Here is a 25923-nt window from a genome sequence, read left to right on the forward strand (position 1 = left end):
ATCGGTTCGGATTTATAGAGGTTAGTAGCATTGAGCGACATGGCAAAAAATTTAATCTTATGGTTGGTTATCGCCGTTGTATTGATGTCGGTTTTCCAGAGCTTTTCACCGAGTGAATCTGCTCGTTCACAAACTGACTACACAACATTCCTAAGAGAAGCGGAGCAGGGCAATATCCGTGAAGTTCGCATTAACAATGATGGCGAAATTCGCGGCACTAAGCGCTCTGGCGAATCTTTTCAAACCTTTGTACCTTACTTCGATGACAAGCTGGTTTCAGACTTGGTGAAAAATGACGTAAGAGTTTATGGAGAGCCACCAGAGGAGCAATCACTCCTTGCATCGATATTTATATCGTGGTTCCCAATGTTACTGCTAATTGGTGTTTGGATATTCTTTATGCGCCAGATGCAGGGCGGCGGTGGCAAAGGCGCCATGTCGTTCGGCAAGAGCAAGGCGCGCTTGTTAGGCGAAGACCAAATCAAAACGACGTTTGCAGACGTTGCGGGTTGTGACGAGGCAAAAGAAGATGTGTCCGAATTGGTTGACTTCCTGCGCGATCCTTCGAAATTCCAAAAGCTAGGCGGTAAAATCCCTAAAGGCGTGTTAATGGTCGGTCCTCCGGGAACGGGTAAAACGCTGCTAGCAAAAGCCATCGCCGGTGAAGCTAAAGTGCCATTCTTCAGCATCTCGGGTTCTGACTTTGTTGAAATGTTTGTGGGTGTAGGTGCATCACGCGTTCGCGATATGTTCGAGCAAGCGAAGAAAGCAGCACCCTGCATTATCTTTATTGACGAGATAGACGCTGTCGGACGCAAGCGTGGTGCTGGATTAGGTGGTGGTCACGATGAACGTGAGCAAACTCTTAACCAAATGCTAGTTGAAATGGATGGCTTTGAAGGTCACGAAGGAATTATCGTTATTGCGGCAACTAACCGCCCAGATGTACTTGACCCTGCATTACTTCGTCCAGGCCGTTTTGACCGTCAGGTTATTGTTGGTCTTCCCGATATTCGCGGTCGTGAACAAATTCTTAAAGTGCACATGCGTAAAGTGCCTATCGCAGACAACGTTGAAGCATCGTTAATTGCTAGAGGAACACCAGGTTTTTCTGGTGCCGACTTAGCAAACCTAGTGAACGAGGCTGCTCTGTTTGCCGCCCGCGGTAGCAAGCGTGTTGTTGCCATGGAAGAGTTCGAAAAAGCGAAAGACAAAATCATGATGGGCTCTGAGCGTAAGTCTATGGTGATGTCTGAGTCTGAAAAAGAAATGACGGCATATCACGAAGCAGGTCACGCAATTGTGGGCCGTATAGTGCCTGAGCACGACCCTGTATACAAAGTGTCAATCATTCCTCGCGGTAGAGCGCTAGGTGTCACTATGTACTTACCGGAGAAAGACCGCGTAAGTCATTCGAAGCAGCACCTAGAGAGTATGATTTCGAGCTTGTTCGGCGGTCGAATTGCAGAGCAAATCATTTACGGCGATGACAAGGTGACTACCGGCGCATCAAACGATATCGAGCGTGCTACTGATATCGCTCGTAAGATGGTAACGCAATGGGGATTATCTACCAAGATGGGACCTATGCTGTACGCAGAAGAAGAAGGCGAAGTTTTCCTCGGCAATTCAATGTCGAGAGCGTCAAGTATGTCTGACGACACAGCCCGTGCCATCGATGCTGAAATTAAGTCACTTATCGATCGTAACTACGACAGAGCGCAGCAAATTCTAGAAGACAATAAAGATGTTCTTCATACGATGAAAGACGCGCTTATGAAGTATGAAACCATCGATGCTAAGCAAATTGATGATTTGATGAACCGTACCGAAGTGCGTCCTCCTGCAGACTGGGACGACAGCAAACCATCGGGTGGCGACAAGCCTAGTGGTGGTTCGCCAGTGAAAGAAGGTGAAATAAAAAACGACGGTGTAGACAAACCATCAGTCGGTAAGCCAGGCGATATTCCTAGCTAGCACCTCTTTACACTATTTTTTGTAATTAAAAAAAACGCCAGTTAATCTGGCGTTTTTTATTATAGACACAGTAATTTACAAATATTAGCGAGTTTTTTTAATGCAGTTTGCCAATCACTCTATCAATCTTTCTGAACCTCGAATTATGGGTATTCTAAATGTCACCCCCGATTCTTTTTCTGATGGTGGACAACACACGTCGACTCAACATGCAGTTCAGCATGCACTTAAGATGGTTGAGCAGGGCGCTACGTTTATCGATATTGGTGGCGAGTCTACTCGCCCAGGCGCGAAAGAAGTGGCGCTTCAAGAAGAATTGGACAGAACCATTCCAGTTATTGAAGCCATTTCGGCAAATAGCGACTGTGTCATTTCAATAGACACAAGCAAAGCGCAGGTGATGACTGAAGCCGTTAATGCTGGTGCCGGTTTGATAAACGATGTAAGAGCGCTTCGCGAACCAGGCGCGCTAGCTGCGGCAGCAAATGCTAACGTACCTGTATGCTTAATGCATATGTTAGGTCAGCCAAGAACCATGCAGTCTAACCCGCAATATGATGATGTACTCGCAGATGTAAGCCAATTTTTACTGGAGCGTATTGACGCATGCAAAAGCGCTGGAATAGACAAGTCGTCTATATTGTTAGACCCTGGTTATGGCTTTGGGAAATCACTTGAACACAATTATGCTTTGGTGAAATATCTTCCTGATATCATGGCGCTAGGTCTTCCTGTTTTAGTGGGCATGTCTCGAAAATCTATGATTGGAAAGTTATTAGACAGAAATGTGGACGAACGCTTGGCTGGAAGCATAGCACTCGCTACAATTGTCGCTCAAATGGGCGCACACATTATACGTGTACACGATGTGCAAGAAACGGCGGATGCTGTGAATATCGTGAAAATGCTGAATAAAATGTAATAAGGAATAATAATGAGTCAGCGTAAATATTTTGGTACCGACGGTATTCGCGGGAAGGTTGGCGAAAGCAGCATAAACCCCGAGTTTTGCATTAAATTAGGCTGGGCCGCGGGTAAAGTACTTGCCGGACGGGGTACGAATAAAGTGCTCATCGGTAAAGATACCCGTATTTCTGGATACATGCTTGAGTCTTCTTTAGAAGCAGGGCTTTCAGCGGCGGGTATCAACATAGGTCTTTTAGGTCCAATGCCGACGCCTGCCATTGCCTACCTTACCAAAACATTTCGCTCTGAAGCCGGAATTGTTATCAGTGCGTCGCACAACCCTTATTATGATAACGGCATTAAGTTCTTCTCGGCTCAAGGCTTTAAGCTTGACGATGACATTGAATTGGCAATAGAAGAAATGCTTGAGCGTCCAATGACATGCGTTGCGTCTGATAAACTTGGTAAGGCAACCCGAATCGATGACGCTGCAGGTCGTTATATCGAGTTTTGCAAAGGCACGTTCCCTTCTGAATTGTCTCTCACTGGTCTAAAGATAGTAGTCGATTGCGCCCATGGCGCTACCTACCATATTGCGCCTAATGTACTGAGAGAGCTTGGCGCTACTGTCATTGAAATTGGCACCGCGCCAAATGGATTGAATATTAACGATGAAGTTGGCGCGACGGCAATGGACGGCATTGTAGCAAAAGTTAAAGAAACTGGGGCTGACCTCGGATTTGCGCTAGACGGTGATGGTGATAGGCTCATGATGGTTGACCATCTAGGCAACGTTCTTGACGGCGATCAGATTGTTTATATCATTGCACGGGACGCGCTTAAAAATGGGCAGATGCAGGGCGGTGTAGTCGGTACACTTATGAGTAACCTTGGCTTAGAAAATGCGTTGAGTAAGCTGGGAGTTCCATTTGCTAGAAGCAATGTGGGCGATCGCTACGTCATGGAGCTTCTACAGCAAAAAGGCTGGTCTATTGGCGGAGAGAACTCAGGTCATATACTTAATTTGTCTATGTGCTCAACGGGCGATGGTATTGTCGCAGGCCTTCAGGTGCTCGCGGCTATGCTGCGTTCGCACATGGATTTACATGATTTAGCCAGCGGATTTGAAATGTATCCTCAAACCTTGGTCAATGTGCGTTATACAAAGCAAGATATTGACTACCTTGCACATCAAGATGTACAAAATGCAAAACAAGAAGCTGAGGCAGCACTGGGTAAAACCGGCAGAGTATTACTGCGAAAAAGTGGTACTGAACCTTTAATAAGAGTTATGGTTGAATCTAACGAAGAGCAAAAGTCCGAGAAATGGGCAGAGCATATTGCAGAAACTGTTCGTAATCTCGCCAATTGATTGGTGTGGCAGGAAATTTCGCTTTTTATACTTGTATCTTACGTTGTAAATAGTTAATATCACGCCCGCTAAAAGACAGGGCTAAGGTCGACATAGTGAGTAAAAAAATAAGACAATCGCTAGTTGCTGGAAACTGGAAAATGAACGGAAGCGCTGCGCTAGTTGCTGACTTCAATGAGAAGCTCAAAACAGTGCAGTGTGACGCAAATATAGTTGTTTGTTCACCGTCTACCCTGTTTCATCATTTTTCTGGCGATGCATTTTCTCTAGGTGCTCAGAATGTAAGCCATCTTGATAACGGTGCCCACACGGGTGAGTTGTCACTTGAGATGATTAAAGATGCCGGTTGCAGTTATGCAATTGTCGGTCACTCTGAGAGAAGGGAAGACCAGCAGGAATCAAACGCCCTTGTCGCATCGAAAGCAAAAAAATGCGTTGAGGCAGGTGTTACGCCTATTATTTGTGTAGGTGAGTCCCTTGAAATTCGCGAGGCGGGTAACGTAGAGCAATTTGTGGGTGAGCAGCTAGATGCATTAACTTCGACGCTTTCGGTTGAAGAGCTGTCAAAATCTGTTATTGCTTATGAGCCGATTTGGGCCATAGGAACAGGAAAAACAGCAACGCCCGAACAGGCGCAAGAAGTACACGAGTTTATACGCGGTTACTTTAACAAAGTGGACGCAGATTTGGCTCTCAGGCTTCCTATACTATATGGTGGAAGTGTGAAACCCGATAACGCTCAAACGTTGTTTTCACAAAAAGACGTAGACGGCGGTTTAATTGGTGGAGCCAGTTTAAAAGCTGAAGATTTTATTTCAATTTGCCAAGCGGCAAACTGACGAGGTATTTATGATATATGAAGTGCTTTTAGTAGCATATCTAGTTGTAGCGCTCTTATTGGTTGGGTTTGTATTAATCCAGCAAGGAAAAGGGGCGGATATGGGTGCTTCTTTTGGCTCAGGTGGCTCAAACACAGTGTTTGGCTCAGGCGGCTCTGGTAACTTTATGACGCGCACAACGTCAATTCTAGCAGGCTTGTTTTTCTTCATAAGCTTGTCACTAGGTGCGATGACTGCAAACCGTGAAAGCGCTGATGATGAGTGGAATAATTTAGACGTACCTGCAGCGGTTGAAGTACCGGTGGAAGTACCAGGCGATGCAGACGTGCCGGTAGTGGAAGACGTGCCAGCACAATCTGACATCCCAGTTTCTGATGAAACACAAAACGATGTACCTGCAGTTGATAGCAGCGACACACCAGATTAAACAGTTTATTGCGGAAGTGGTGGAATTGGTAGACACGCCATCTTGAGGGGGTGGTGAGCATAGCTCGTGCGGGTTCAAGTCCCGCTTTCCGCACCAATTTTAAAGGGCCAGCAGAAATGCTGGCCCTTTTTTTATTCTCTACATATACATTTGCTAAATCAAGAACCTACAAAAAGCGCCCATGTGTACTGGCCTTAAAGTATGCTTCGTTTATATATCGGTAACAAAGTAAAAAATAAGTGCAAAATAAAGTGTAATAACAGCATGGTTACCCTGTCTTGATGGGGCTAAGTCAGCTATTATTTTCCTAATATATCAAGGGTTGCTGCATTTTGTTTTGAAAGCTAGGGCAGCAACACGCCATAGAACGGCACAAACTCATTCATTAGAGGCGTATTCGTGCATACAGGTCTTCGCCAATCATTGACTAGGCTTATCGCTATCGGGGCAACCATAGCGACGCTATTCGTGTTCATCGCGCTGTGGACGTCGTTTAGCACCTTAATAAAAAGTCATTTGGACAAAGAGGTATCCATTGCGGAAAGCGCTTTAGAGAAAGTATTAGTCGAACAAAAGAGTTTACTCAGCACCACGCTTGATGCCCTGACAGGCTCTGAAGCACTCAACGACGTTAAAACGCTCTCAGATGCCTCTTCATTCATAAACTCTCTTAACCGTGAAAGAGGCTCATCGAACATTGTGCATCTAGCGATTGTAAATCTAGATCATGTTGTTACCGCCTCTAGCTCTTCATTGTTCAAAGCAGGTAAACAAGCTAAACAGAGCGTTGCAATGGCTGCCATGGGCTTAACGCACTCCATGGCAATGGTTAACGGGAAGCTGACGTACCTCAGGTTTAAAACAATTCAAGCTAACGGTATCCGCTACTATTTACTCATCGCTAGGCATATTCAAGACGACGTGATTCAAAGCGTCGGAGCATTTTCAAACGCATATATCAACATTATTGATAGTAATACTGGTGCAGTTTTGGCGTCTACGCTACCTGAACATATAAAAGGTGCGCGCCAGTCTATAGCCTCTCAAATCAGGTGGCACGATATTACTTTTTTAGACACTGCTGAGTACATAGAGCACACTGTCTCACTAGAGTCCTTATCGATTGCACCTGTAAAGATAACATTTTTTGTGGATGTTGCAGCTCAGGTGGAGAGCTTTCGCTCAATACAGCTGACTTTGCTTTCTCTCTATATTTTAGGCCTTTTTACCATCACTCTATTTGCTCTGATATGGATACGAAGGGTCACAATACCGATGAACTCCGTGATAGGGGCTATCAATAATATAGCGTCCGGTCGTTATAAAAATTCGTTTGAGAAGACAGGAAATTTCCACGAAGTTGTTGCATTGGAAAATGCGGTTGATGGCATGCAGAAAAGTATATCTCAGCGAGAGGACAGTATTCGGTATCAGGCACAGCACGATGATTTAACAGGATTATTCAATCGCAATTATCTAGAACGTTATTTTGTAGAGCAAATGCGAGAGCCTAAGTGGGTACAAGTTATTGCTATCACCGTTATTGGCTTTCGAACTATTAACGACTTGTACGGCTACTCTAACGGTGACAATACATTGAAAACGTTAGCAAGGCGTTTGTTGCGCTGGCCGGGCACATCTGCGCGCTTAGCCGGCGGTGAGGTTATTTACGTCACCGATGAGCCCCTAAATGATAATCAACTTGAAACGTTAAAACATATTCTTGAACAGCCCGTTGAAAGTAACCTGATAACTATTCCTGTCAAAGTGGCTATGGCGGTATTATCGTGTCCTGAAGATGCACAGACTACGGAAGAGCTTTTCAGGAAGCTCAATATCGTGTCTGACAAAGCCATCCGAACAGGTGCTTGGTCAGTTCACTATAGTGCAGAGTTAGAGGCTAACTATAATAGACGTCTATCCATTACTACAGAGTTAAAGCGTGCTCTTGCAACTCAGCAAGATGAGCTATCTATGGTATATCAACCTAAGATAGACCTACGTTCGATGAAGGTATGCAGCATGGAAGCACTAATACGCTGGAATAACAGTAAATTAGGCCATGTTGCACCGGATGAATTTATTGCCATCGCTGAGCAGGCAGGTCTCATCGAGCAAGTGACTAAGTGGGTAATGCGCCAAACTATTTCAGATCTGGCCTATTTCAGAGAACAATATTACGACTTTACCATCGCGATGAATCTGTCAACACAAGACATACAGAACAAAGCTTTGCTCAATGAATTGGTTGCTTTTTTGACAGAGAAAGGGCTGTCACCTGCGTCACTTCAGCTTGAAATAACAGAAAGTGATTTAGTCTCTGATGCAACCCTTGCAGTAGAAAATCTATCATCGCTAAAAGCATTAGGGTTTCGTTTCGCTATCGATGATTTTGGTACAGGTTACTCTTCATTGGCTTATTTGAAAAATTTACCGGTTGAATCAATCAAAATAGATAAAAGTTTCATTTTGGCGCTCGCAACACAAGAAAACGATCAGCAAATCGTTCACACTATTTTAAGCTTAGCCAGCATATTCGACTTAAGGGTGGTTGCTGAAGGGGTGGAAAATGAAGAGTCTTTACGCATTTTAAAAGAATGGGGGTGCGACGAGGCCCAGGGGTACTTTATAAGCAGGCCTTTGAAGCGAGAAGACTTAGAAGTATGGCTGCTTAATTCGCCATTCAAAAAGTAAATTGAATAGGAATGCGCGCTTCTATATCGAATAAAAGGCGTTAATCACAATTATTATTACTTTTTGGTAATGCTGGAACGCATTGTGCTTTATTTAAGTGGTAACTACTAGGTACTAGGTGCTAAGCGTTTAGTATGCTTTTACGGTTTAGTGTTTTTAAACTGATGAGTGAAAGCAATTTGAGCATTATGTGGTTTCATTGCTCACTAATTAGCTGCATATTTAGCTAAGCACATACCAAAGAACGAAATTAAGAACAAACAAGGACTTTATTATGGACATCATACGCGTACTACTATCAATTTTACTTCCTCCATTAGGTGTGTTTTTGCAAGTAGGCATCGGCGCCCACTTCTGGATAAACATACTGCTTACTATTCTTGGTTATTTCCCAGGTGTGATCCATGCGGTTTATATCATCGCGAAAAAATAGTGAAGATATAAAAGGCCGAACATAAAAAAGCCAGTGACAGAAATATGATTTCTGTCACTGGCTTTTTTATTACGTGTTTCTTACCAACGTTTCTACATTAACATCACTTGTTATATGTACGAAGGCATGTGCACTTAGAAGTGTGAGCTTAGGGGGCCGCACTTAGGTATAGATACTTACTAGCACCTAGCATTGCTGCAGATGATGAATTATAGCCAGTATGCAAAAACCCTCTATGTATGGCTTTAACGTCATACATAGAGGGTTTTTTCAGTGCTTGGCACTTGTATTAAATACTGTCGAATTACGACGCTAACTCTTGGTTCATTTCTTTCTTATAACCTGCCGCTAGTTCGGTCTTTTGGTGTTCATTAAGCACTCTTCCAGCTATATGAAAGAACTCTTGCTCTTCGTCAGCTAAATGGTGCTCAACTTTTTCTTGAAGCACTTTTAAGTGATGCAGCCATGCAGGTGAACTCATATCGGTATCGTCTAACTTTGCGATAAGCTCATCAATTTCATGATGCTCTGCAATTCCATGCCGTGTTAAATCTATCGTCGCGTCTTTCTCAAGAAGATGAGTATAAAAATGACGTTCCTCAGCAATAGCATGGCTCTCAAGCTGTTGTTTAAGTTCTTCGAAATATTCTTGACGGGCAGGGGTGTTACCGCTTGTCTCTGCAAGGATTTTAAGCAGTAGGCGTTGCTTTTCATGGTCTTGACGTAATGCTTCAAAGATTTTCACAGTTAGTTCCTCATTAATCAAATATTCAATTACTTATATAGTGTAATGCGATAACCATTCCATAATGTTGGTTTTTGTATCTCATTGAATACTAAGCAATTTCATTTAAATTAAATCGAGCGCTTGATGTGGGCGTACAAAGATGAGCAGTTTTTACACTTTGTACGCCTAATCTTTCATAAGGAATTTTACGCTGTTGGTTTACACGCCTTGTGCAACAATGGCATCCGCTAATCTTCTAAACGCGGCGATGTTTGCGCCTTTCATATAGTTAATGTACCCGTCTCGATTAGCTAGCAATTTGGCTTCCTCAAGGCAGCGCTCATGAATACTTTGCATAATGGACTGTAGCTCTTCATCAAGAACGTGGGCACTACGTTGGCTAAACATCGCATTTTGCGACATTTCTAATCCAGAAAGGGCGACGCCACCTGCGTTGGATGCTTTACCAGGTACATAAGCAATATTTTTGCCAATGAACGCTTCTTGTGCTTCTATACTGCAAGGCATATTTGCCCCTTCTAGCACCATAGTACATCCATTTTTCAATAGCTCTTTTGCGTCAGCTTCGTGAAGCTCATTTTGTGTTGCGCAAGGTAGAGCGATATCACATTTAATATGCCAAGGGGTTTTCTTTTCAAACCACACTCCAGCGCCTCTTTTTTCAAGATCGACTAAGATATTGTCTGATGTGGTGTGTTGTTTGATAGCCCACGTGATGTCAGCTTCGCTGAAGCCTTCGTCGCAAAAAAGCAGCCCGCGACTGTTTGACAGTGTGACAACACAAGCGCCTTTTTGAATGGCTTTTTGCGCAGCGTGCAGGGCAACATTACCAGCACCAGAAACAACCACGCGCTTGTTTTTGAGCTCGGTGTTGTTAGCCTCGCACACCGACTCAGTAAAGTAGATAAGACCAAACCCTGTTGCTTCAGTTCTTACATAGCTTCCACCAAATTCAAGGCCTTTACCTGTGAGTACGCCTTCAAACTTGTTGTTTAATCGGCGATACTCACCGTACATGTAGCCAATTTCCCTTGCTCCAACGTTGATGTCGCCCGCAGGAATATCGGTATTAGCACCAATATGACGTTGAAGCTCTCGCATAAACGCCTGGCAAAAAAGCATAATGTCTCGGTCGCTCCTACCTTTAGGGTTAAAGTCTGAGCCTCCCTTACCACCGCCCATTGGCAGGCCCGTTAATGCGTTTTTGAAGCATTGCTCGAAAGCTAAAAATTTAAGCACTGAAAGGTTCACGGTTGGATGAAATCGCAATCCTCCCTTGTACGGGCCCATTGCGCCATTATGCTGTACGCGCCAGCCTTGATTAACTTCTACGTTCCCTTGCGAACTTACCCAAGAAACAGTGAAATAGATAACACGCTCAGGTAAACACAGGCGGCGAACGACGTCTACCTGTTTGTAAGCGCTATTGGCATTGTAAATTGGAATGATATCTTCTAGTACTTCATGAACAGCCTGAAGATATTCTTTTTCGTTTTCAAATTTTGTATTTAAAAAACCGTAAATTTCATCAAAGTTACTGACGTCTGACATGTGGATATTTATTCCTTGTTTTCTATATTGGTAAGCACAGTGAGGCTTCTAGGGGAGGTGGTTATCGACAGGGTGTCTGCCTGATAGATTTCACCATCTACTGCATATGACACTGTGCTATCGAAAGTCAGTGTGACTGTTTTAGCTTGCGCATGACGAATATTCTCTGAATGACGCTTGCTTTCGCTGGGGCTCAGTATTAATTCGGCCAATGACAACAATTGCTTATCAGGTGTGGTTTGGGGTATCAACCACGTCAGGTCAAGTTTTCCATCAGTAATGTCTGGTGGCTCATCACCTTGAGCTAGCGCCGTTGACATAGGGGCAGCATTGGCCACCACAAAACTGGGTGTCGTTAACGTCTCTTCGTCATCATCGTCGGTTTGAATGCGAAATTTTATATTTTGATTGTTACTGATAGCGCTCCAAAGGCCTTTGAGATAGGCAAATTGACCGCCTTCATTTTTTTCATCTCTATCTGCGGATGAAATCATTTGTTCCTCAAAACCAACGGCAGCAACGAGTAGCATGATGTTGTCATTGCAGCTCGCCGTATCGATAGACAGTGTTTTACCTTCGATAATAATGTCGCAGGCGATATCAATTGGCATTACCTTGCTCATATAGCCGTGAAGCACCTGGCTAAGTGCGTTCGCTGTGCCTAACGGGATAAAGCCCATAGTAAGGGGGGTATTAACGAGTATTGAGGCAACCTCTGCTAAAGTACCATCTCCACCGCACGCCACGACAATATCGGCGCCTTCATCTTTTGCCTTTTGGGCAAGCACTTTTCCATCTTCATCTGAGGTAGTTTCAGCTACCGTCACATTAAATTTTTCGTTTAGCCGCGCCAATATCTGACTTTTGTTCTGCGACCATTTGCCGCCCCCAGCTACAGGGTTAGCGATGAGAAATAGATTTTGTTGTAGAGAAAGTAGCCCACCTTCTTTGACTTTTTCTAATGCAGCTAGCTGTTTCTTGTTAAGCCTTGCAGTTTCCCGTATTCGATTAATACTTTGCATGGCCTGGTCCACGGTTAACGATGAATCTTTTGCTAACAAATAAGCGGCAACCACAAGTACAGAACGGCCTCTGCCTAAGGCACAATGCACAACCACATTTCGCCCAGCTGCTATCTGTTGATCAATCCAGTTGATAGCATGAATAAGTTGCTCTGAGGTGGGACTTGTGTGATCAAGTACAGGAATATTGAGGTATTGGTAATCTTCGCGCAGCGCGGTGTAATCAAGACCATCAAATTCGGCGGTAACATCAAGTATGGCAGCAATATCATTTTCATTTAATAGGTCAACATGCTGACCAGACATTCGACACGCTAAGAAAAGATTGTCTTTCACCTTCTGAAGAGGCGGCACCTTATCAGTTCTTCGTGCGTATTCGTTGTAAAGCCACGAGCCGAATAGGAAAGGAACGAAAATCCAACGTATATAAAAAGGGATGGAACCATCATCGCGCTTTCTAAAAAGAGAGGGATAGTTAAAAATATAAGCACTGCTCACCGCTGCTAAAGAAAACGAAGTCCATCCCAGTAAAATTTGTAAGACAACAGATTGACTAATAAGTAGAAGAGCAAATGCTATCAGTGCACCGGCGATATAATATTTAACCATCTTCACGACGAAACATATCCTTTGTTATTGCAAGTACTTATCTATACAGCACAAGGTTAAATTTCGTTTACTTTTCCACGTAATTAGGGCTCTTATTCATAGTTGCATCTCATGTGGATAATGAACTTTGTTCGTGTCGGCGTCGTAACTGAGCTTATATGGTGTAAGTGGCGTTACGAATTTAATGAGTGAGTTCAATGAAAAACGATGTTGTTGTTAAAGTTGCCAATTTTGTATGGTTTCAAACCATTTGGTGGCTAGTGATTTTATTTCAGAACCAAGCGGTCCTTGCAGTCGTCGGTTTACTTGTTTTGTGGCTTTGGTTTTCAAGGGAACGCAAAAACGACCTAAAGCTGATGGCTTCCATGTTTATCATCGGCACCCTCATTGATACAGCACTCACCAAATCAGGTGTTTTTATATTTACCGAGACCCAAGCCAATATTCCTTTGTTACCAATTCCTATTTGGCTCAGTTTATTATGGGCTGGCTTTGCGGGCACGGTGTACCATAGCCTCACTGTGTTTGAGGGAAGGCCGCTTTTAGCTGCATTGGGTGGCGCTATTTTTGCCCCGCTTAGTTACATTGCAGGGGCTAATTTTGACGCTGTTGAACTGGGCTTCTCTATTCCTATAACCTTTGTAATTATAGGGATAGTATGGAGCATTGCGTTTCCATTTTGCTTTTATCTATCAACCGTGTTTGTATCGTCAGACACCCAGAAATAGTCGTCGGTAAAGCGCGGCTTTACATCCATCAACTCAAGGAGTGTATTGATTATGACAAAAAATGTTTTGGTTACCGGAGGCAATAGGGGCGTTGGCTTAGAGATTGTCAAAGGCATGGTTGCTGAAGGCTACAAAGTGTTAATGGGCTGTCGAGACGAAGATGCCGGACTAGAAGCGAAAAAAGATATTGTTGGTGGAGACCTCCACGTTATCGAAATGCCCTTGGACAATGAGTCTGCCATAGTAGACGCATTTACGAGAGCAGAAGCGGTATATGGACCTATTGATATCTTAATTAATAACGCTGGCGTGTTAGACGATACCCAATGGACAGACGTGACCTCCGAGTCATTCGCATCGTCTATGCAAGTCAATGTTTTTGCACCCTTAACATTAATTCAGCAGACCCTGCCGAAAATGATAGAGCGAGGCTTTGGCCGGATTATCAACGTCAGTTCTAGCTATGGTAGTTTTCATGAATCCTTAGCAGGTCCATTTTCTTATGCAATATCAAAAGCAGCCGTCAACGCACTAACCGTGAAGATGGCTGCGGTAGTCGACAATGCAAAAGAAGATAAAGAGATTGATGTTGCTGTAAATAGTATGACTCCAGGTTGGGTGCACACGAGGATGGGTGGTTCAGATGCACCTAAAACCCCTGAGGAAGGTGCCGATACTGCAATATGGCTAGCCATGTTGGAAGACGATGTGCCCAACGGGAAGTTCTTTAAAGATCGAAAAGAAATTGCTTGGTAAGTGTAAGTCGTCAATGTAATCAGGAAGGCGGCCGGTGGTTAGGGCTGCCTTCTGTGAATCGCAGCAATCAGCTAACGCTATAATTTGGCAAAGCCTTTCTTAAGTAAAGCTTTGCCTTAACGGTATTGTGGCGCAAGTAGCGATTACAACGAAAATCGCTCTCTTAAAAATCGTGCAACACCATCTTCGTGATGATGGCCTATGATTGATGACGCAGCCTCTTTAATGGGTGCTTTGGCATTACTTGGCGCGTAGGCCTCATCCGCTATGGAAAACATACTCATATCATTATCGCTGTCTCCAAAGCAGATTACATTTGTCGCCCCTAATTGCTGCTTTAATATTTCAACGGCGCTACCCTTGCTGGCGAGTTTGTGATGCACATCCATCCATCGATATTCATCGCCTTCAATTGCAGGGCCTGAATAGGCAATTAGGCCGTCGTTGGCATTAAGCTCGTTCCACATTCCCCGAATAACATCCCCATCACCGATCATACTGATATTGGTAATATGTGCTTGAGCCGGCATATGGTCAACCGGTAGTAGGGCTGCTTTTGTTTTTGAAAAATATTTATTGATGAGGTTTTTCTCAATCTCATGCTGCGGTGCGTGATGAAATATGATGTGGTCGTGATGTTGCGTGTTTACATCCACCGTATTGATAAAAGGCGTAATTCCATTACGAGTAGCACATTCAATAATCGTGGCGGCTTCGTTGTCGTTAAGGAGGTTTTCTAGCGTAAGGGCATTGCCAGTAGGGTCCCAGATGGCGACGCCATTGTTGTATATATGGGGTAGTACAAATGGTTGTTGCCCAATCACATGCTGTGCAGAGTGCATTGTCCTCCCAGTTGCCACGGTGTATGCAATATCGCGTTCACTGAGAAGTGCTAGTGTCTCTCTGGTGTAATCCGATATTTCGGACGACTTGTTCAGTAACGTTCCGTCTAAATCAAAAAAAATTAAATCCATAGATACTGTCCGGTCAATGTTGGTGAGGGCGATATGATAAAGATCCCATAATACGAGATCTATACTCAATAGTTTAATAGAACGGAAGGTCTATGTAATTTATTTAATCGATTGCACCACATTGTTGCTTTGTTGCTGTAGCAAACCTGAAATCGTCTTTGCGGATTGTGATTTACGTAGATTAATAATTAATGCCGACTTGCCGTTACGAGCGGCATCACTCACATTTAAAACAATTTCGTTGCGATCTGGTCGCAGTGCAATTAAGCCCGCCACAAACATACCGATAAATGTACCAGGGCTTATCAGGGCAATGTATGTAAACAAAGGATTTTGTTGCGTAAGCGCTGGTCCGTACTGCGTTAGTAGAAACGCAGCAATCATTCCTATGACAAATCCTATCCCAGAAAGCGCAAGATGCGACGTCCAAAGGGTGTTTGCTATAGATGACGATTTTTGTTCTAACTTTTCGCTCAGTTTTGGGTCGGAAGGCTCTATCAGCTCGCTTTGGTGCGAGGCAACGCTTGTTTCTTCTTCAACGCGTCTCAATGCAATTCTTGCCTCGTCAGTAGTATCAAATATGGCAGCAACCTGGAGCTTGTCACTTGAGACAATCGCTGCTCGTATATTGTCGTTGCTACTCTCTCGTGACGTTGTTGTATTCTGGCTTTCGCTTTTCATTGGAACTCCCATATTTAAAGATTTATAGCTGCATTCACGCAAACCCAAGTATTGTTTGATAAAAATTTAACATCCTATTTTTGTCTTTAATTGTTAACGATGTTGGTCAAACAATTATCAATTAAATAGTGTGTCGGGTATGAACGCTGTGCAGTTGAAGTGCAAAATCGATTCATTTATACAAATTAACTTATGAGTAAACGTATACAAGATGTGTTCCGTTCATAAATTTTTTCGCATCAACGTAATGGTGAGTTGCTTACATTCAGCCTTAACTTTAAAAGATATACAGATGTAGCGCTGTATCCCATTGAATTTAAGACACTAAATGTAGGAGTTAAATTATGTTCATATTAAAGAGATTAGTACTCAGAGCTAACAGAGGCTTCATATTCAATTTAATTTAAGGCTCAACATAAAAATGAAGGTGTGTCGGTTTTTCACAGCATTTGCAAAAATCACACGGTAAATTGGCCATTAGATGATTAGCTCAACATGCCTTGGTATTTTTACTTCACTCGAAGGTAAAAAAACGTAATCAATAAGAATGAGTTCTATTTTTCAATAAAATATCGGCGATTCACCAGTTGTCATAAAACTTCTTTAGGATGATCCAAAAAGCCAAGGGATAGCTTCTTTAGAATGTTATTTGTTCAGGGAAGGTGGTTTGTTTCATTTAAGACGCAAATGTTTTGTAATCTATGTAACTGGTTAAATTTTGTTTAAGATTATAGCTGATAATATTGTTTCATAGTAAATAAGTGCTTTTTAAATATCTGAAAGTTAACAATAAAATATAATTTTTGAATCATTCTTGTTCGTGAAACACGTTAAACGTAAAACACCGTGCTACTAGTGCTGATTGCAAGTTGAGCATAATTTGCGCTTGAAATATTCTCAAAAATCTATATATTGTTTGAACTCTAATGATTATTGCTCGATGTAAATAGTACTTTGCAGACAAAATACGTATGCGGCACGAGCTACAACATAATGATTAGACTCCCGAAGCTGAAGAGGACTTTGTTTACTATATGACATCTGAAAGTTACCTATCGCTGGCAGCGTTTTCGACAACATTGCTAGGTAAAGGCGTGTTTGCACATCGCCCGATTAAAAGTAACGTAGCTAATGCTTCAGTAAACGGACAGCTTACAAGCGGAGCAGGTAAATCTCCTCTGCCACATTTTTTGCCTTCAAGCAATTCAACATGCACGGCTTGCTCACCAACAACACTTTCACGAATTGAACATTCGCGAATGGCAGCAGGCTTATTGTCGATGCTTAAAAACATTGCGCTAAGGGGAGTAACTTCGTCTCTTAAGCTGCGCAAGGTTTTCTCAAAGACCAGTACCTTATTTCTATCAATATCGTCAGAATCGCTTCGTTCACTGGAACTGCGTGGCTGAAAGTGATTTAAAAAAAATGGTCTAAAATTAATAAAATTAAGTTAAAAATTACTGTGGAGCATGCAATTTGCAGTTGCTCCAAGGCTGGCCAACGCCAATCGCGTTTTAATACCAGATAATTAGTATTTAAGAGCATTGTAATTAACTGCACTGCTTAAGAATTATCGATAGATAGAGCGCCGGCCAAGAATTTGCGAATCAACAATCTAAAGGTTAGATATTTATTATGAGTCATCCAAATTGGAATCGCGTAGTTATTAAAGTGGGAAGCGCACTAATTGCACCTAATCAACAGGGGTGTAGTAGCCATTACTTACTTAGCATTGCGCAATTCATTGTGCGCTGTAGAGCCAACGGAACCCAGGTCGTTTTAGTGTCCTCGGGGTCAGTGGCTGCAGGTTCACACATGTTTGCAGATCAGGAAAAATCTAACATAGCGGTCAAAAAAGCCATGGCTGCTGCAGGGCAAACAGAAATGATTGCAACCTGGGATAGATTGTTTGATTTTCCGTCTGCTCAAATGCTGCTAACACATGCCGATCTGCGAGATAGAGAGCGTTATGTCAGTATCAGGGAAACTATTTTCAGCCTTCTTGATAACAACATTCTACCAATCGTAAACGAAAACGATACGGTTACGACTGACAAGCTGAAAGTTGGTGATAACGACAACCTTTCAGCAATGGTTGCAGCAGCAGCGGATGCTGACGCATTAATTATATGCTCTGACATTGATGGGTTGTACAATAAAAACCCACACGAACATGATGATGCAAAAATGCTTAAATCGGTGGATACCATTGATGAAAGTATTTACGCCATGGCCGGCGGCGCAGTGAAAGGTGGTGTTGGTACCGGTGGTATGCGCACAAAAATTGAAGCTGCAGAAAAAGCAGTGTCACATGGTATAGACACCTACATTATCAATGGTTTTACAGAATTGTCGTTTAATATGCTATTGGCTGGTGAAAACCCTGGTACGCACTTTAGACCGTTCAAAAAACCAATGAAAGAAAATGAACATTGGATGCGTCACACATCAAACGCCCAAGGTGAAGTTATTATTGAAGGTAACTTTGACGGCACGTTGATAACGGACAGCGACCAACTTACAAGCAGCGAAATTATCGGTGTAAAAGGCGAGTTTTCAGTGGGCGATACCATATTGGTTCGCAAAGAAGATGGAACGAAACTTGTTAAAGCCAAATCGAATTATAGTAGCTGTTTATTGAATTTTATTGCTAATCAGGAAAGCGATGAATTTGCCCATGAATTCGAAGAGAAGACAGGGCCAATTATTTCTGATCAGCACGTAGCAAACCTGGAGAAAGAATGAGTATTATTACTGAGTTAGCACAACAAGCAAAACAAGCTGCACGTACACTGGCAATTTTAGATGAGAGCCAGAAAAACGCGGTGTTAACTGACATGGCTGCAGCGATCCGAGCAAATAAAGACAAAATTATTGCTGTGAATGAGAAAGAAGTTGCACGAGCTAGAGAGAACAATTTAGATGCTGCAATGATTGACCGCTTGATCCTCGACGACGAGCGCATTGAATCAATGGCTGAAGGTATCGAAGTTATTGTTGAACTTGACGATCCAGTGGGCAAAGAACGTGTGTTCGGCACGCGCCCAAATGGCATTGAAATTAAGAAAATGCGTATACCTCTTGGTGTAGTGTGCATGATTTATGAAGCACGCCCAAATGTAACGGCAGATGCTGGTGCTCTATGCTTTAAATCGGGTAATGCGGTAATACTGCGTGGTGGTAAAGAAGCGCTAGATACCAGCCTTGCGATAGCAGAGCTAATGCAAGAGACTCTAGAAAAGCACAACTTGCCAAAAGCGCTTGTAACCGTGGTGCCAAATCCTGACCGCGCGTTGATGCAAGAGCTTATGGAACAGAGAGACTACATTGATGTGATAATCCCTCGCGGTGGTGAAGGACTTATTAATTATGTAACCGAGAACTCAAAAGTGCCAGTTATCCAGCACTTTAAAGGTGTATGCCATCTTTACGTAGACAGTGATGCCGACTTAGACAATGCGCTAGAAATTTTACTTAACGGTAAAACGCAGCGTACGGGAGTATGTAACGCACTAGAAGGTTTAGTTGTTCACCAAGCAATTGCCGGCGACTTTTTGCCTCGCGTCGCTCAAGCATTTAAAGAGCACAACGTAAAAGTTCACGTAGACAGTAAAGGCGCTTCTTACTTTGAAGGCGCAGATGTTATCGACGAAAGTGGTTACGGTGAAGAGTATCTTGGCCTTGAAATTGCCATTCGCGTGGTTGATGATTTTGACGGTGCAATCGACCATATTGCACAATTCGGTAGTAATCATACTGAAGTTATCTGCACGAAAGACAAAGCAAAAGCGAAGCTGTTCCAACGCGCCGTTGATGCCAGTGTGGTAATGGTAAATGCATCATCGCGTTTCTCAGATGGTAGTCAGCTAGGTCTAGGTGCCGAAATTGGTATTGCAACAACCAAGCTGCATGCTTATGGACCGATGGGTCTTGAATCGCTAACGTCAGAAAAATATTTGGTTAACGGCGAAGGTCAAATTCGCGCGTAAATCTCACGCCCATAAGATATTCATAAGGTGTTTTTATGACATTCTTTTGATATTCCTATGGTAATCGGACTGGTCGGCATTGTGCCGGCTAGTTGCGTGCTTCATAATGCAAAGCGCTGACATTCGTCAGCGCTTTTTTTTTACTAAATTTTCAAATTACGTCTCGGAGTACATGCGTGCAGATAATGATAGAGCCAGAACAGCTATGGCAGCAGCTAATTGCTTATGCGAACGAATACAAACTAGTGGCCTCTATTTTATTGCTCGTAATGCTTCACTATGTAAAAAAAGGGCTACTGCGCCTAATTAAACATAGAAGTACTCGCCACGGCGAGGACCGACGAAATCAAATCAACATTCTTGAGCAGCTTGGCAATGCATTAATCATAATCCTGCTGATGGTAGTGTGGTCATCAGAAATACAAACCTTGGCCATATCCATAGCGGCATTCATGGTGGCCATAGTACTGGCTACGAGAGAGTTTATTCAGTGCTTCATGGGATTTATCTACTACCTTGGCGCCAGACCTTTTCGTGTGGGTGACTGGATCCAAATGAATAACGTGATTGGTGAAGTTGTCGAAATGGACTGGGCGAAAACAGCATTGCTAGAAGTTGATCCTGAAACCTTCAACTTTACCGGCAAGCATGTTTATGTGCCTAATAGCCAGCTAGTGACACAGACCGTGCGCAACCTTAACTTTATGCGCCGCTACAGACTACACTCTTTTGAAATTGTAAACGAACCCACCGTTAACGCCTACAGCCTATTGCCTGCATTTCATGCAAGAGCACAAGCTCACTGCGAATACTTTCGAGATGTGGCAGAGAGGTATAAAGGATTAATTGAGCGTCACCTAGAACAAGAATTTATTCGTATTGACCCTGAAGTTGAAATTAAGACCAACGAATTAGCAAAAGTCGTTGTTAAAGTGAGTTTGTTTTGTCCCACCGCTGAAGCCCATGAATTAGAACACAAGATGTGTTCAGATTGGCTTAGCTTGTGGTTTAGAGCGATGAAAGAGGACAATCTACTGGGCAATACACCAGAGCAAACTGCTATTGCGGTGCCGCAACACCTTGGTGCTGCAACACAGTCATCAGCTGGCGGTGGTTTCTAAATAACCTAAATCCTGTTAAGTAAAAAATGCCAGCACCATTTTTTAAACATGGCTCAGGTTAACTGCATGTCCACTGGCGATATCGGGTGAAATGATTTTGTAAAAAGGCCATCTGATCCGCGAGAATTTTTCTGTTCATCAAGTAAAAACGCTCGTATACGTTTGGTCTGAAAGGAACGGCGAGTAGCGGCATGCTAGCTTCTTCAGGTGTTTTTGCGCCCTTGGCGTGGTTGCATCGCTGACAGGCGGAGGCAACGTTGGTCCAGTTGTCTTTTCCGCCCCGAGAGCGGGGTACGATATGATCGCGAGTAAGCTGTTTTGGCGCAAACTGCGCACCGCAATAAAGGCACATGTAATTATCGCGGCGAAAAAGGTACTTATTAGTTAACGCAATTTTTCCGCTCATATCAGTGACCTTGCCATCGCAAGCGATGATACTCGATAACGACAGCTCACTTTGAATGCCAGCGTGATTCCAACCTCCTTTAAGCGTGATGGCGTCTGTACCAAGTTCAAACAACACCTTGTCTTGGCAATATAGTTTGGCGGCGTGTTCTATATCTATCCACTCTTGTGGCATACCAGCCTTATTCAGTCTTAGCACAAGCATAAATTCCCCTTAACGCACATTTGTTTTATACAGTTATTTTGTGAGGTTGTTATTTTTGACCGTTGCTCAAACATCAGCATACTCGATTTTATGGCATCAGTTTATTGCATTGTGATGAAAATATAGCCATGTCATCACATTTAATATAGTCATAAAGCTGCGGTGGGGAATAGGGGAGATAAATACATAATAATTTCAATGTTAGTCCGTATTTGACGATGGCAAAATTCTGCGTTCATAGCTATACTAAGCGCCGCAATTGAAAGCGATAAATAAAGATTGAAATTAAAGGACAAATAGTGACTCCTATTACTAAATCATTTCAGTATGGTCAGCATACTGTAACTCTAGAAACGGGCGTAATCGCTCGTCAGGCAACAGCAGCGGTTCTAGCGAGTATGGACGATACGTCTGTATTGGTATCGGTAGTTGGCAAGAAAGAAGCAAATGCGAATCAAGACTTCTTTCCTCTAACAGTTAATTACCAAGAAAAAGCGTATGCTGCGGGTAAAATTCCTGGTGGATTCTTCAAACGTGAAGGCCGTCCATCTGAAGGTGAAACGTTAATTGCACGTCTTATTGACCGTCCAATTCGTCCACTTTTCCCTGAAGGCTTCAAAAACGAAGTTCAAATCATCATTACGGTAATGTCTGCTAACCCAGATATTCCAACTGATATCATCTCTCTTATTGGTACATCAGCAGCATTAGCGATTTCTGGTATGCCTTTCAACGGTCCAATTGGTGCCGCACGAGTGGGTTTCAGTAACGGTGAGTACATTCTTAACACCCGCGCAGAAGAGCAAGAATCAAGTGAGCTTGATTTAGTTGTTGCTGGTACTGAAGCGGCAGTATTAATGGTTGAATCTGAAGCCGCTGTGCTTTCAGAAGACACTATGCTTGGCGCCGTTATGTACGGTCACGAGCAAATGCAAGCAGTCGTTACTGCGGTTAACGAATTCGCTGCAGAAGTCGGCACTGAAAAGTGGGACTGGAAGCCGGAAGAAGAAAATACGTCGCTTAAAGATAAAGTGAAAGCACTTGCTGAAGCAGAAATGACGGCGGCTTACCAAATTTCTGACAAGCTAGAGCGTAAAAACGCTGTAGTTGCTGCAACAGACAAAGCGCTAGCGGCGATTGTTGCTGAAGATGAAGAACAAGATCAAAAAGAAGTGCTTGAGCTTCTTCACGACCTTGAATCTGACGTAGTGCGCTCTCGCATTCTTTCAGGTGCACCTCGTATTGACGGCCGTGATCCAAAGATGATCCGTGCTATCGACGTAGCAACTGGTATTCTTCCACGTACTCACGGTTCTTCGTTGTTTACACGTGGTGAGACGCAGGCAATCGTAGCTGCAACACTAGGTACAGAACGTGACGCACAGATGATTGACGAGCTTCAAGGCAAGCGCGACAGTCGTTTCATGCTTCACTACAACTTCCCTCCATACTGTGTAGGCGAGACTGGTTTTGTTGGGTCTCCTAAGCGTCGTGAAATTGGCCACGGCCGTCTAGCGAAACGTGGTATCCAAGCGGTTATGCCAAGTGAAGAAGAATTCCCGTACGTAGTACGTGTTGTATCTGAAATCACTGAGTCTAACGGTTCATCATCTATGGCATCAGTGTGCGGTACGTCACTTGCGCTTATGGATGCTGGTGTTCCTATTAAGGCATCAGTTGCAGGTATTGCTATGGGTCTAGTGAAGAGCGACGAAAACTTTGTTGTACTTTCAGACATCCTTGGCGACGAAGATCACCTTGGCGACATGGACTTTAAAGTTGCGGGTACTACCGACGGTATTACTGCACTTCAAATGGACATAAAGATTGAAGGTATCACTAAAGAAATCATGCAGATTGCGCTTAAGCAAGCTAAAGAAGCCCGTTTGCATATTCTTAAAGTGATGGACGAAGCGATTGGCGGTCACCGTGAAGAGCTAAGTGAATTTGCACCGCGCATTTACACTATGAAAGTTGACCAAGACAAGATTCGTGACGTAATTGGTAAAGGCGGAGCAATGATTCGTCAAATTACTGAAGAATCTGATACCAACATCGAAATTGAAGATGACGGCACTATCAAAATCTTTGCAACAGAACGTGCGAAAGCAGAAATCGCTATTGCTAAGATTGAGCAAGTGACTGCTGAAATTGAAGTGGGTAAAACCTATAACGGTAAAATTACCCGCATCGTTGACTTCGGTGCTTTCGTAGAAGTACTTCCAGGTAAAGAAGGCCTTGTTCACATTTCACAAATCGCTCATGAGCGAGTGAACAAAGTAACTGATTACCTTAAAGAAGGTGAAATGGTTGACGTTAAGGTTATGGAAATTGATCGCCAAAACCGTGTACGTTTAAGCATTAAAGAACTTCTAGAAAGACCTGCTCCAAAGTCTGACGACGCAGAGTAAGTATGTTTAAATGCGGTAAATATCGCAGTTAAACAACGACGTTGAAAAAAACGTTATAAAAAGGGAGCTTGGCTCCCTTTTTTGTTTTTTGAAATGCGTTTTACACAACAAGCTAAGGATTAAAAATGGATAAACAAACGCAAACCGAAGTAGAAGCTGCAGTTTTTCGTCGCTTAGTAGAGCACCTTGATGCCAACAAAGATGTGCAAAATATCGATCTAATGATTCTGGCTGACTTCTGCCGTAATTGTTTAGCAAAGTGGTACTCAGCTGCTGCAAACGATAAGGGCGTTGAAATAGATTATGACGCGGCACGTGAAGTGGTTTACAAGATGCCTTATTCTCAGTGGAAGGAAAATCACCAGCTGCCGGCTTCTGATGAACAATTAGAAAAGTTAGCGGCAAGACAAAACAAGTAAGGGGGTCCTTTCCCTCAATCACCTTTATACCGTTGAGGCAGCAGTACAAAAAGTCTGTTGCTTCATAAACTAAACTTAAACCCTTAGATTACGTAACTCTTGTATAACTAAAACAACTGTACAGATTTTTTATTGTTGATATAGGGACGATGCTTCTATTAGCTTAAAAATCGTATGTCACTGCGCCTACTCGACATAGCTGGAGAAGCTTAATGCAAGAAGCCGTAAAAAAATCTGAACCATCGTTGACGGAAGGCTCTATATTCTCTCACATGGTGCGCTTGGCGATCCCTGCCTCAACGGGCATGATTTTCAACACCCTCTATAACCTCACGGATACCTGGTTTGCCGGCTATTTGTCAGATAATGCGCTCGCAGGCTTATCTATCGCATCAAGTGTTTTCTTTTTACTTTTATCAATCGGTATTGGTATTCAAACCGGTGCGTCTGCAATGATTGCGCCAGGGGCTGGAAGAGGAGAGACTCACGAAGTTAAAGGGTGGCTAGACAATGTAAGCGGCATTGCCATCGCCTTCAGTGCACTTTCATGTATTTTAGGTTACTTTGCGGCGCGACCCTTGGTGGTGTTACTTGGTGCTGAGCCTCATATTGAGCCACTGGCGATGGAGTATCTATGGGTAACGCTAGCAGGCACTGTAGGCTTCACTTTATCGTTCGGTGCTGCTGGAGCGTTAATGGCACTGGGAGATACGAAATCTAATCGCAACGCCCTGATGATTGGCTTTTTTGCGAATTTTGGCCTTAATCCACTCTTTACCTTCGGACTCGATTTAGGGGTAAGCGGCATAGCACTGGCTACCGTAGTGATAAAATTTGCTACTGCCTTTTACCTGCTTCGTGTACTGATGAAGCGCTTAAATATATCGGTAATGCCCACCTTTGATAAAAAACGTTGGCTCGATCTTCTCAAACAAATTTTACCTGCCAGCTTTAACATGCTGACTATTATTTTAGGTGGGTTTATTACCGTCGCGCTTATTGGTCAATTCGGCAGCGAACACGTGGCAGGGTACACTGTTGGACTTCGCCTCGAGCAGGTACTTTTATTGCCAGCACTTGGTTTAAACAGCGCAGTAATGGCCATTGCGGGACAGAACATGGGCGTGGGTTATTACGACCGAGTTGACCAGACTTACCGAAAAGGATTGTTAATCGGTTTCATAATGGCTGTTGTGTCTATTCCGGTGATGTATTTTCTATCGCCAATGGCAATGGGTCTTTTCAGTGACGACAGTGCCATTAAAAATACGGGCGTCACTTACCTTCGAATTGATACGTTAGCGTTTTATGCGTACGTTGTTTTGTTTCAGAGTGTGGCTATTTTGCAGGCAATGCAAAAGCCAATGTTTCCGATGTATCTCGGGATTGCCAGACAGCTTGTTGTTCCTGCTTCGATAAATTATGTGCTCATTGTGATGTGGGACTATCCCATGGTATCCATGTTCTACACCATAGTAACTGTGGTTATCTTAAGCGCCATTATTGCTTTCTTCTATACCACTAGAGAGATTAATCGAGTTAAGGGCCCAAGCTCTTAAAAAAGACGTCTGAAAAGAGCTCCTACAGCAAAGAAAATCACGCCTCAAACCTACTAAGTTGAGAATATAGAGGGAAGGGGTGTACCACTTTGTCTCG

22 protein-coding genes and 1 tRNA gene are annotated in these 25923 nt (G+C 43.3%); 16 read left to right on the forward strand and 7 right to left on the reverse strand.

What is annotated here, in order from left to right:
• The first annotated feature begins 30 nt into the window (after positions 1-30).
• The 8 genes from ftsH (at position 31) to JV36_RS19540 (ending at position 8648) form a co-directional block, all read left to right on the forward strand.
• The gene (gene ftsH, locus JV36_RS0118645) at positions 31-1977 is read left to right on the forward strand and encodes an ATP-dependent zinc metalloprotease FtsH (protein WP_032096498.1); all 1947 of its coding nucleotides are present in this window, start codon (positions 31-33) and stop codon (positions 1975-1977) included.
• A 100-nt stretch (positions 1978-2077) separates the two neighbouring features.
• Positions 2078-2899 (forward strand): dihydropteroate synthase, encoded by an 822-nt coding sequence (gene folP / locus JV36_RS0118650; RefSeq protein WP_032096497.1) that lies wholly within the window; start codon positions 2078-2080, stop codon positions 2897-2899.
• 12 nt (positions 2900-2911) lie between these two features.
• Complete coding sequence (gene glmM / locus JV36_RS0118655; protein WP_032096496.1) at positions 2912-4255, forward strand: phosphoglucosamine mutase; 1344 nt, start codon at positions 2912-2914, stop codon at positions 4253-4255.
• A 95-nt stretch (positions 4256-4350) separates the two neighbouring features.
• The gene (gene tpiA / locus JV36_RS0118660; RefSeq protein WP_032096495.1) at positions 4351-5094 is read left to right on the forward strand and encodes a triose-phosphate isomerase; all 744 of its coding nucleotides are present in this window, start codon (positions 4351-4353) and stop codon (positions 5092-5094) included.
• Between the two features lie 10 nt (positions 5095-5104).
• On the forward strand, positions 5105-5521 hold the full coding sequence (secG, locus tag JV36_RS0118665) for a preprotein translocase subunit SecG (RefSeq protein ID WP_032096494.1): 417 nt from the start codon (positions 5105-5107) through the stop codon (positions 5519-5521).
• Between the two features lie 10 nt (positions 5522-5531).
• A tRNA-Leu gene (locus tag JV36_RS0118670) sits at positions 5532-5617 on the forward strand.
• A gap of 303 nt (positions 5618-5920) precedes the next feature.
• Complete coding sequence (locus JV36_RS0118675; RefSeq protein ID WP_032096493.1) at positions 5921-8215, forward strand: putative bifunctional diguanylate cyclase/phosphodiesterase; 2295 nt, start codon at positions 5921-5923, stop codon at positions 8213-8215.
• 274 nt (positions 8216-8489) lie between these two features.
• Positions 8490-8648 carry a YqaE/Pmp3 family membrane protein gene (locus tag JV36_RS19540; protein WP_032096492.1) on the forward strand — a complete coding sequence of 53 codons (159 nt, stop codon included), beginning with the start codon at positions 8490-8492 and terminating at the stop codon, positions 8646-8648.
• 304 nt (positions 8649-8952) lie between these two features.
• Here the strand turns inward: JV36_RS19540 and JV36_RS0118685 are convergent, their stop codons facing one another.
• From JV36_RS0118685 to JV36_RS0118695, 3 genes are all read right to left on the reverse strand, one after another.
• Positions 8953-9393, reverse strand: coding sequence for a hemerythrin domain-containing protein (locus tag JV36_RS0118685; RefSeq protein ID WP_032096491.1), 441 nt, complete (start codon positions 9391-9393; stop codon positions 8953-8955).
• A gap of 201 nt (positions 9394-9594) precedes the next feature.
• Positions 9595-10947 carry an NADP-specific glutamate dehydrogenase gene (gdhA, locus tag JV36_RS0118690; protein ID WP_032096490.1) on the reverse strand — a complete coding sequence of 451 codons (1353 nt, stop codon included), beginning with the start codon at positions 10945-10947 and terminating at the stop codon, positions 9595-9597.
• A gap of 8 nt (positions 10948-10955) precedes the next feature.
• On the reverse strand, positions 10956-12584 hold the full coding sequence (locus JV36_RS0118695) for a diacylglycerol kinase family protein (RefSeq protein ID WP_032096489.1): 1629 nt from the start codon (positions 12582-12584) through the stop codon (positions 10956-10958).
• A 191-nt stretch (positions 12585-12775) separates the two neighbouring features.
• On the opposite strand from JV36_RS0118695, the gene JV36_RS0118700 reads away from it, so the two are divergent.
• A complete protein-coding gene (locus JV36_RS0118700; protein WP_032096488.1) occupies positions 12776-13306 on the forward strand; it encodes a DUF2878 domain-containing protein in 531 nt (176 codons plus the stop codon).
• 51 nt (positions 13307-13357) lie between these two features.
• The gene (locus JV36_RS0118705; RefSeq protein WP_032096487.1) at positions 13358-14062 is read left to right on the forward strand and encodes an SDR family NAD(P)-dependent oxidoreductase; all 705 of its coding nucleotides are present in this window, start codon (positions 13358-13360) and stop codon (positions 14060-14062) included.
• A 143-nt stretch (positions 14063-14205) separates the two neighbouring features.
• On the opposite strand, the gene JV36_RS0118710 is transcribed toward JV36_RS0118705, so the two are convergent.
• The 3 genes from JV36_RS0118710 to JV36_RS0118720 all read right to left on the reverse strand — a co-directional run bounded on the left by JV36_RS0118710 (position 14206) and on the right by JV36_RS0118720 (position 17050).
• Positions 14206-15036 carry an HAD family hydrolase gene (locus JV36_RS0118710; protein ID WP_032096486.1) on the reverse strand — a complete coding sequence of 277 codons (831 nt, stop codon included), beginning with the start codon at positions 15034-15036 and terminating at the stop codon, positions 14206-14208.
• Between the two features lie 99 nt (positions 15037-15135).
• Positions 15136-15717, reverse strand: coding sequence for a hypothetical protein (locus JV36_RS0118715; RefSeq protein ID WP_152561560.1), 582 nt, complete (start codon positions 15715-15717; stop codon positions 15136-15138).
• Positions 15718-16765: 1048 nt separating this feature from the next.
• Positions 16766-17050: a hypothetical protein gene (locus JV36_RS0118720; protein ID WP_152561559.1), complete on the reverse strand. Its 285-nt coding sequence runs from the start codon at positions 17048-17050 to the stop codon at positions 16766-16768.
• A 302-nt stretch (positions 17051-17352) separates the two neighbouring features.
• Between JV36_RS0118720 and proB the strand changes: the two genes are divergently transcribed.
• The 3 genes from proB (at position 17353) to JV36_RS0118735 (ending at position 20827) form a co-directional block, all read left to right on the forward strand.
• Entirely contained in the window at positions 17353-18462 is a 1110-nt protein-coding gene (gene proB / locus JV36_RS0118725; protein WP_032096484.1) for a glutamate 5-kinase, read from the forward strand.
• Complete coding sequence (locus JV36_RS0118730) at positions 18459-19706, forward strand: glutamate-5-semialdehyde dehydrogenase (RefSeq protein WP_032096483.1); 1248 nt, start codon at positions 18459-18461, stop codon at positions 19704-19706. Before proB ends, JV36_RS0118730 begins: the two co-directional genes overlap by 4 nt.
• A gap of 176 nt (positions 19707-19882) precedes the next feature.
• A complete protein-coding gene (locus JV36_RS0118735; RefSeq protein ID WP_235207894.1) occupies positions 19883-20827 on the forward strand; it encodes a mechanosensitive ion channel family protein in 945 nt (314 codons plus the stop codon).
• A gap of 58 nt (positions 20828-20885) precedes the next feature.
• Here JV36_RS0118735 and JV36_RS0118740 read toward each other — a convergent pair whose 3' ends face one another.
• Positions 20886-21437, reverse strand: coding sequence for an HNH endonuclease (locus JV36_RS0118740; protein ID WP_032096482.1), 552 nt, complete (start codon positions 21435-21437; stop codon positions 20886-20888).
• A 299-nt stretch (positions 21438-21736) separates the two neighbouring features.
• Here JV36_RS0118740 and pnp point away from each other — a divergent pair, with 299 nt between their 5' ends.
• The 3 genes from pnp (at position 21737) to JV36_RS0118755 (ending at position 25826) form a co-directional block, all read left to right on the forward strand.
• Positions 21737-23848 carry a polyribonucleotide nucleotidyltransferase gene (gene pnp, locus JV36_RS0118745; RefSeq protein WP_032096481.1) on the forward strand — a complete coding sequence of 704 codons (2112 nt, stop codon included), beginning with the start codon at positions 21737-21739 and terminating at the stop codon, positions 23846-23848.
• 125 nt (positions 23849-23973) lie between these two features.
• Entirely contained in the window at positions 23974-24267 is a 294-nt protein-coding gene (locus JV36_RS0118750) for a DUF1244 domain-containing protein (protein WP_032096480.1), read from the forward strand.
• Positions 24268-24479: 212 nt separating this feature from the next.
• A complete protein-coding gene (locus JV36_RS0118755) occupies positions 24480-25826 on the forward strand; it encodes an MATE family efflux transporter (protein WP_032096479.1) in 1347 nt (448 codons plus the stop codon).
• Positions 25827-25923: the final 97 nt, after the last annotated feature.

It is taken from the genome of Alteromonas sp. LOR (assembly GCF_000753865.1).
Classification (GTDB): domain Bacteria; phylum Pseudomonadota; class Gammaproteobacteria; order Enterobacterales; family Alteromonadaceae; genus Alteromonas.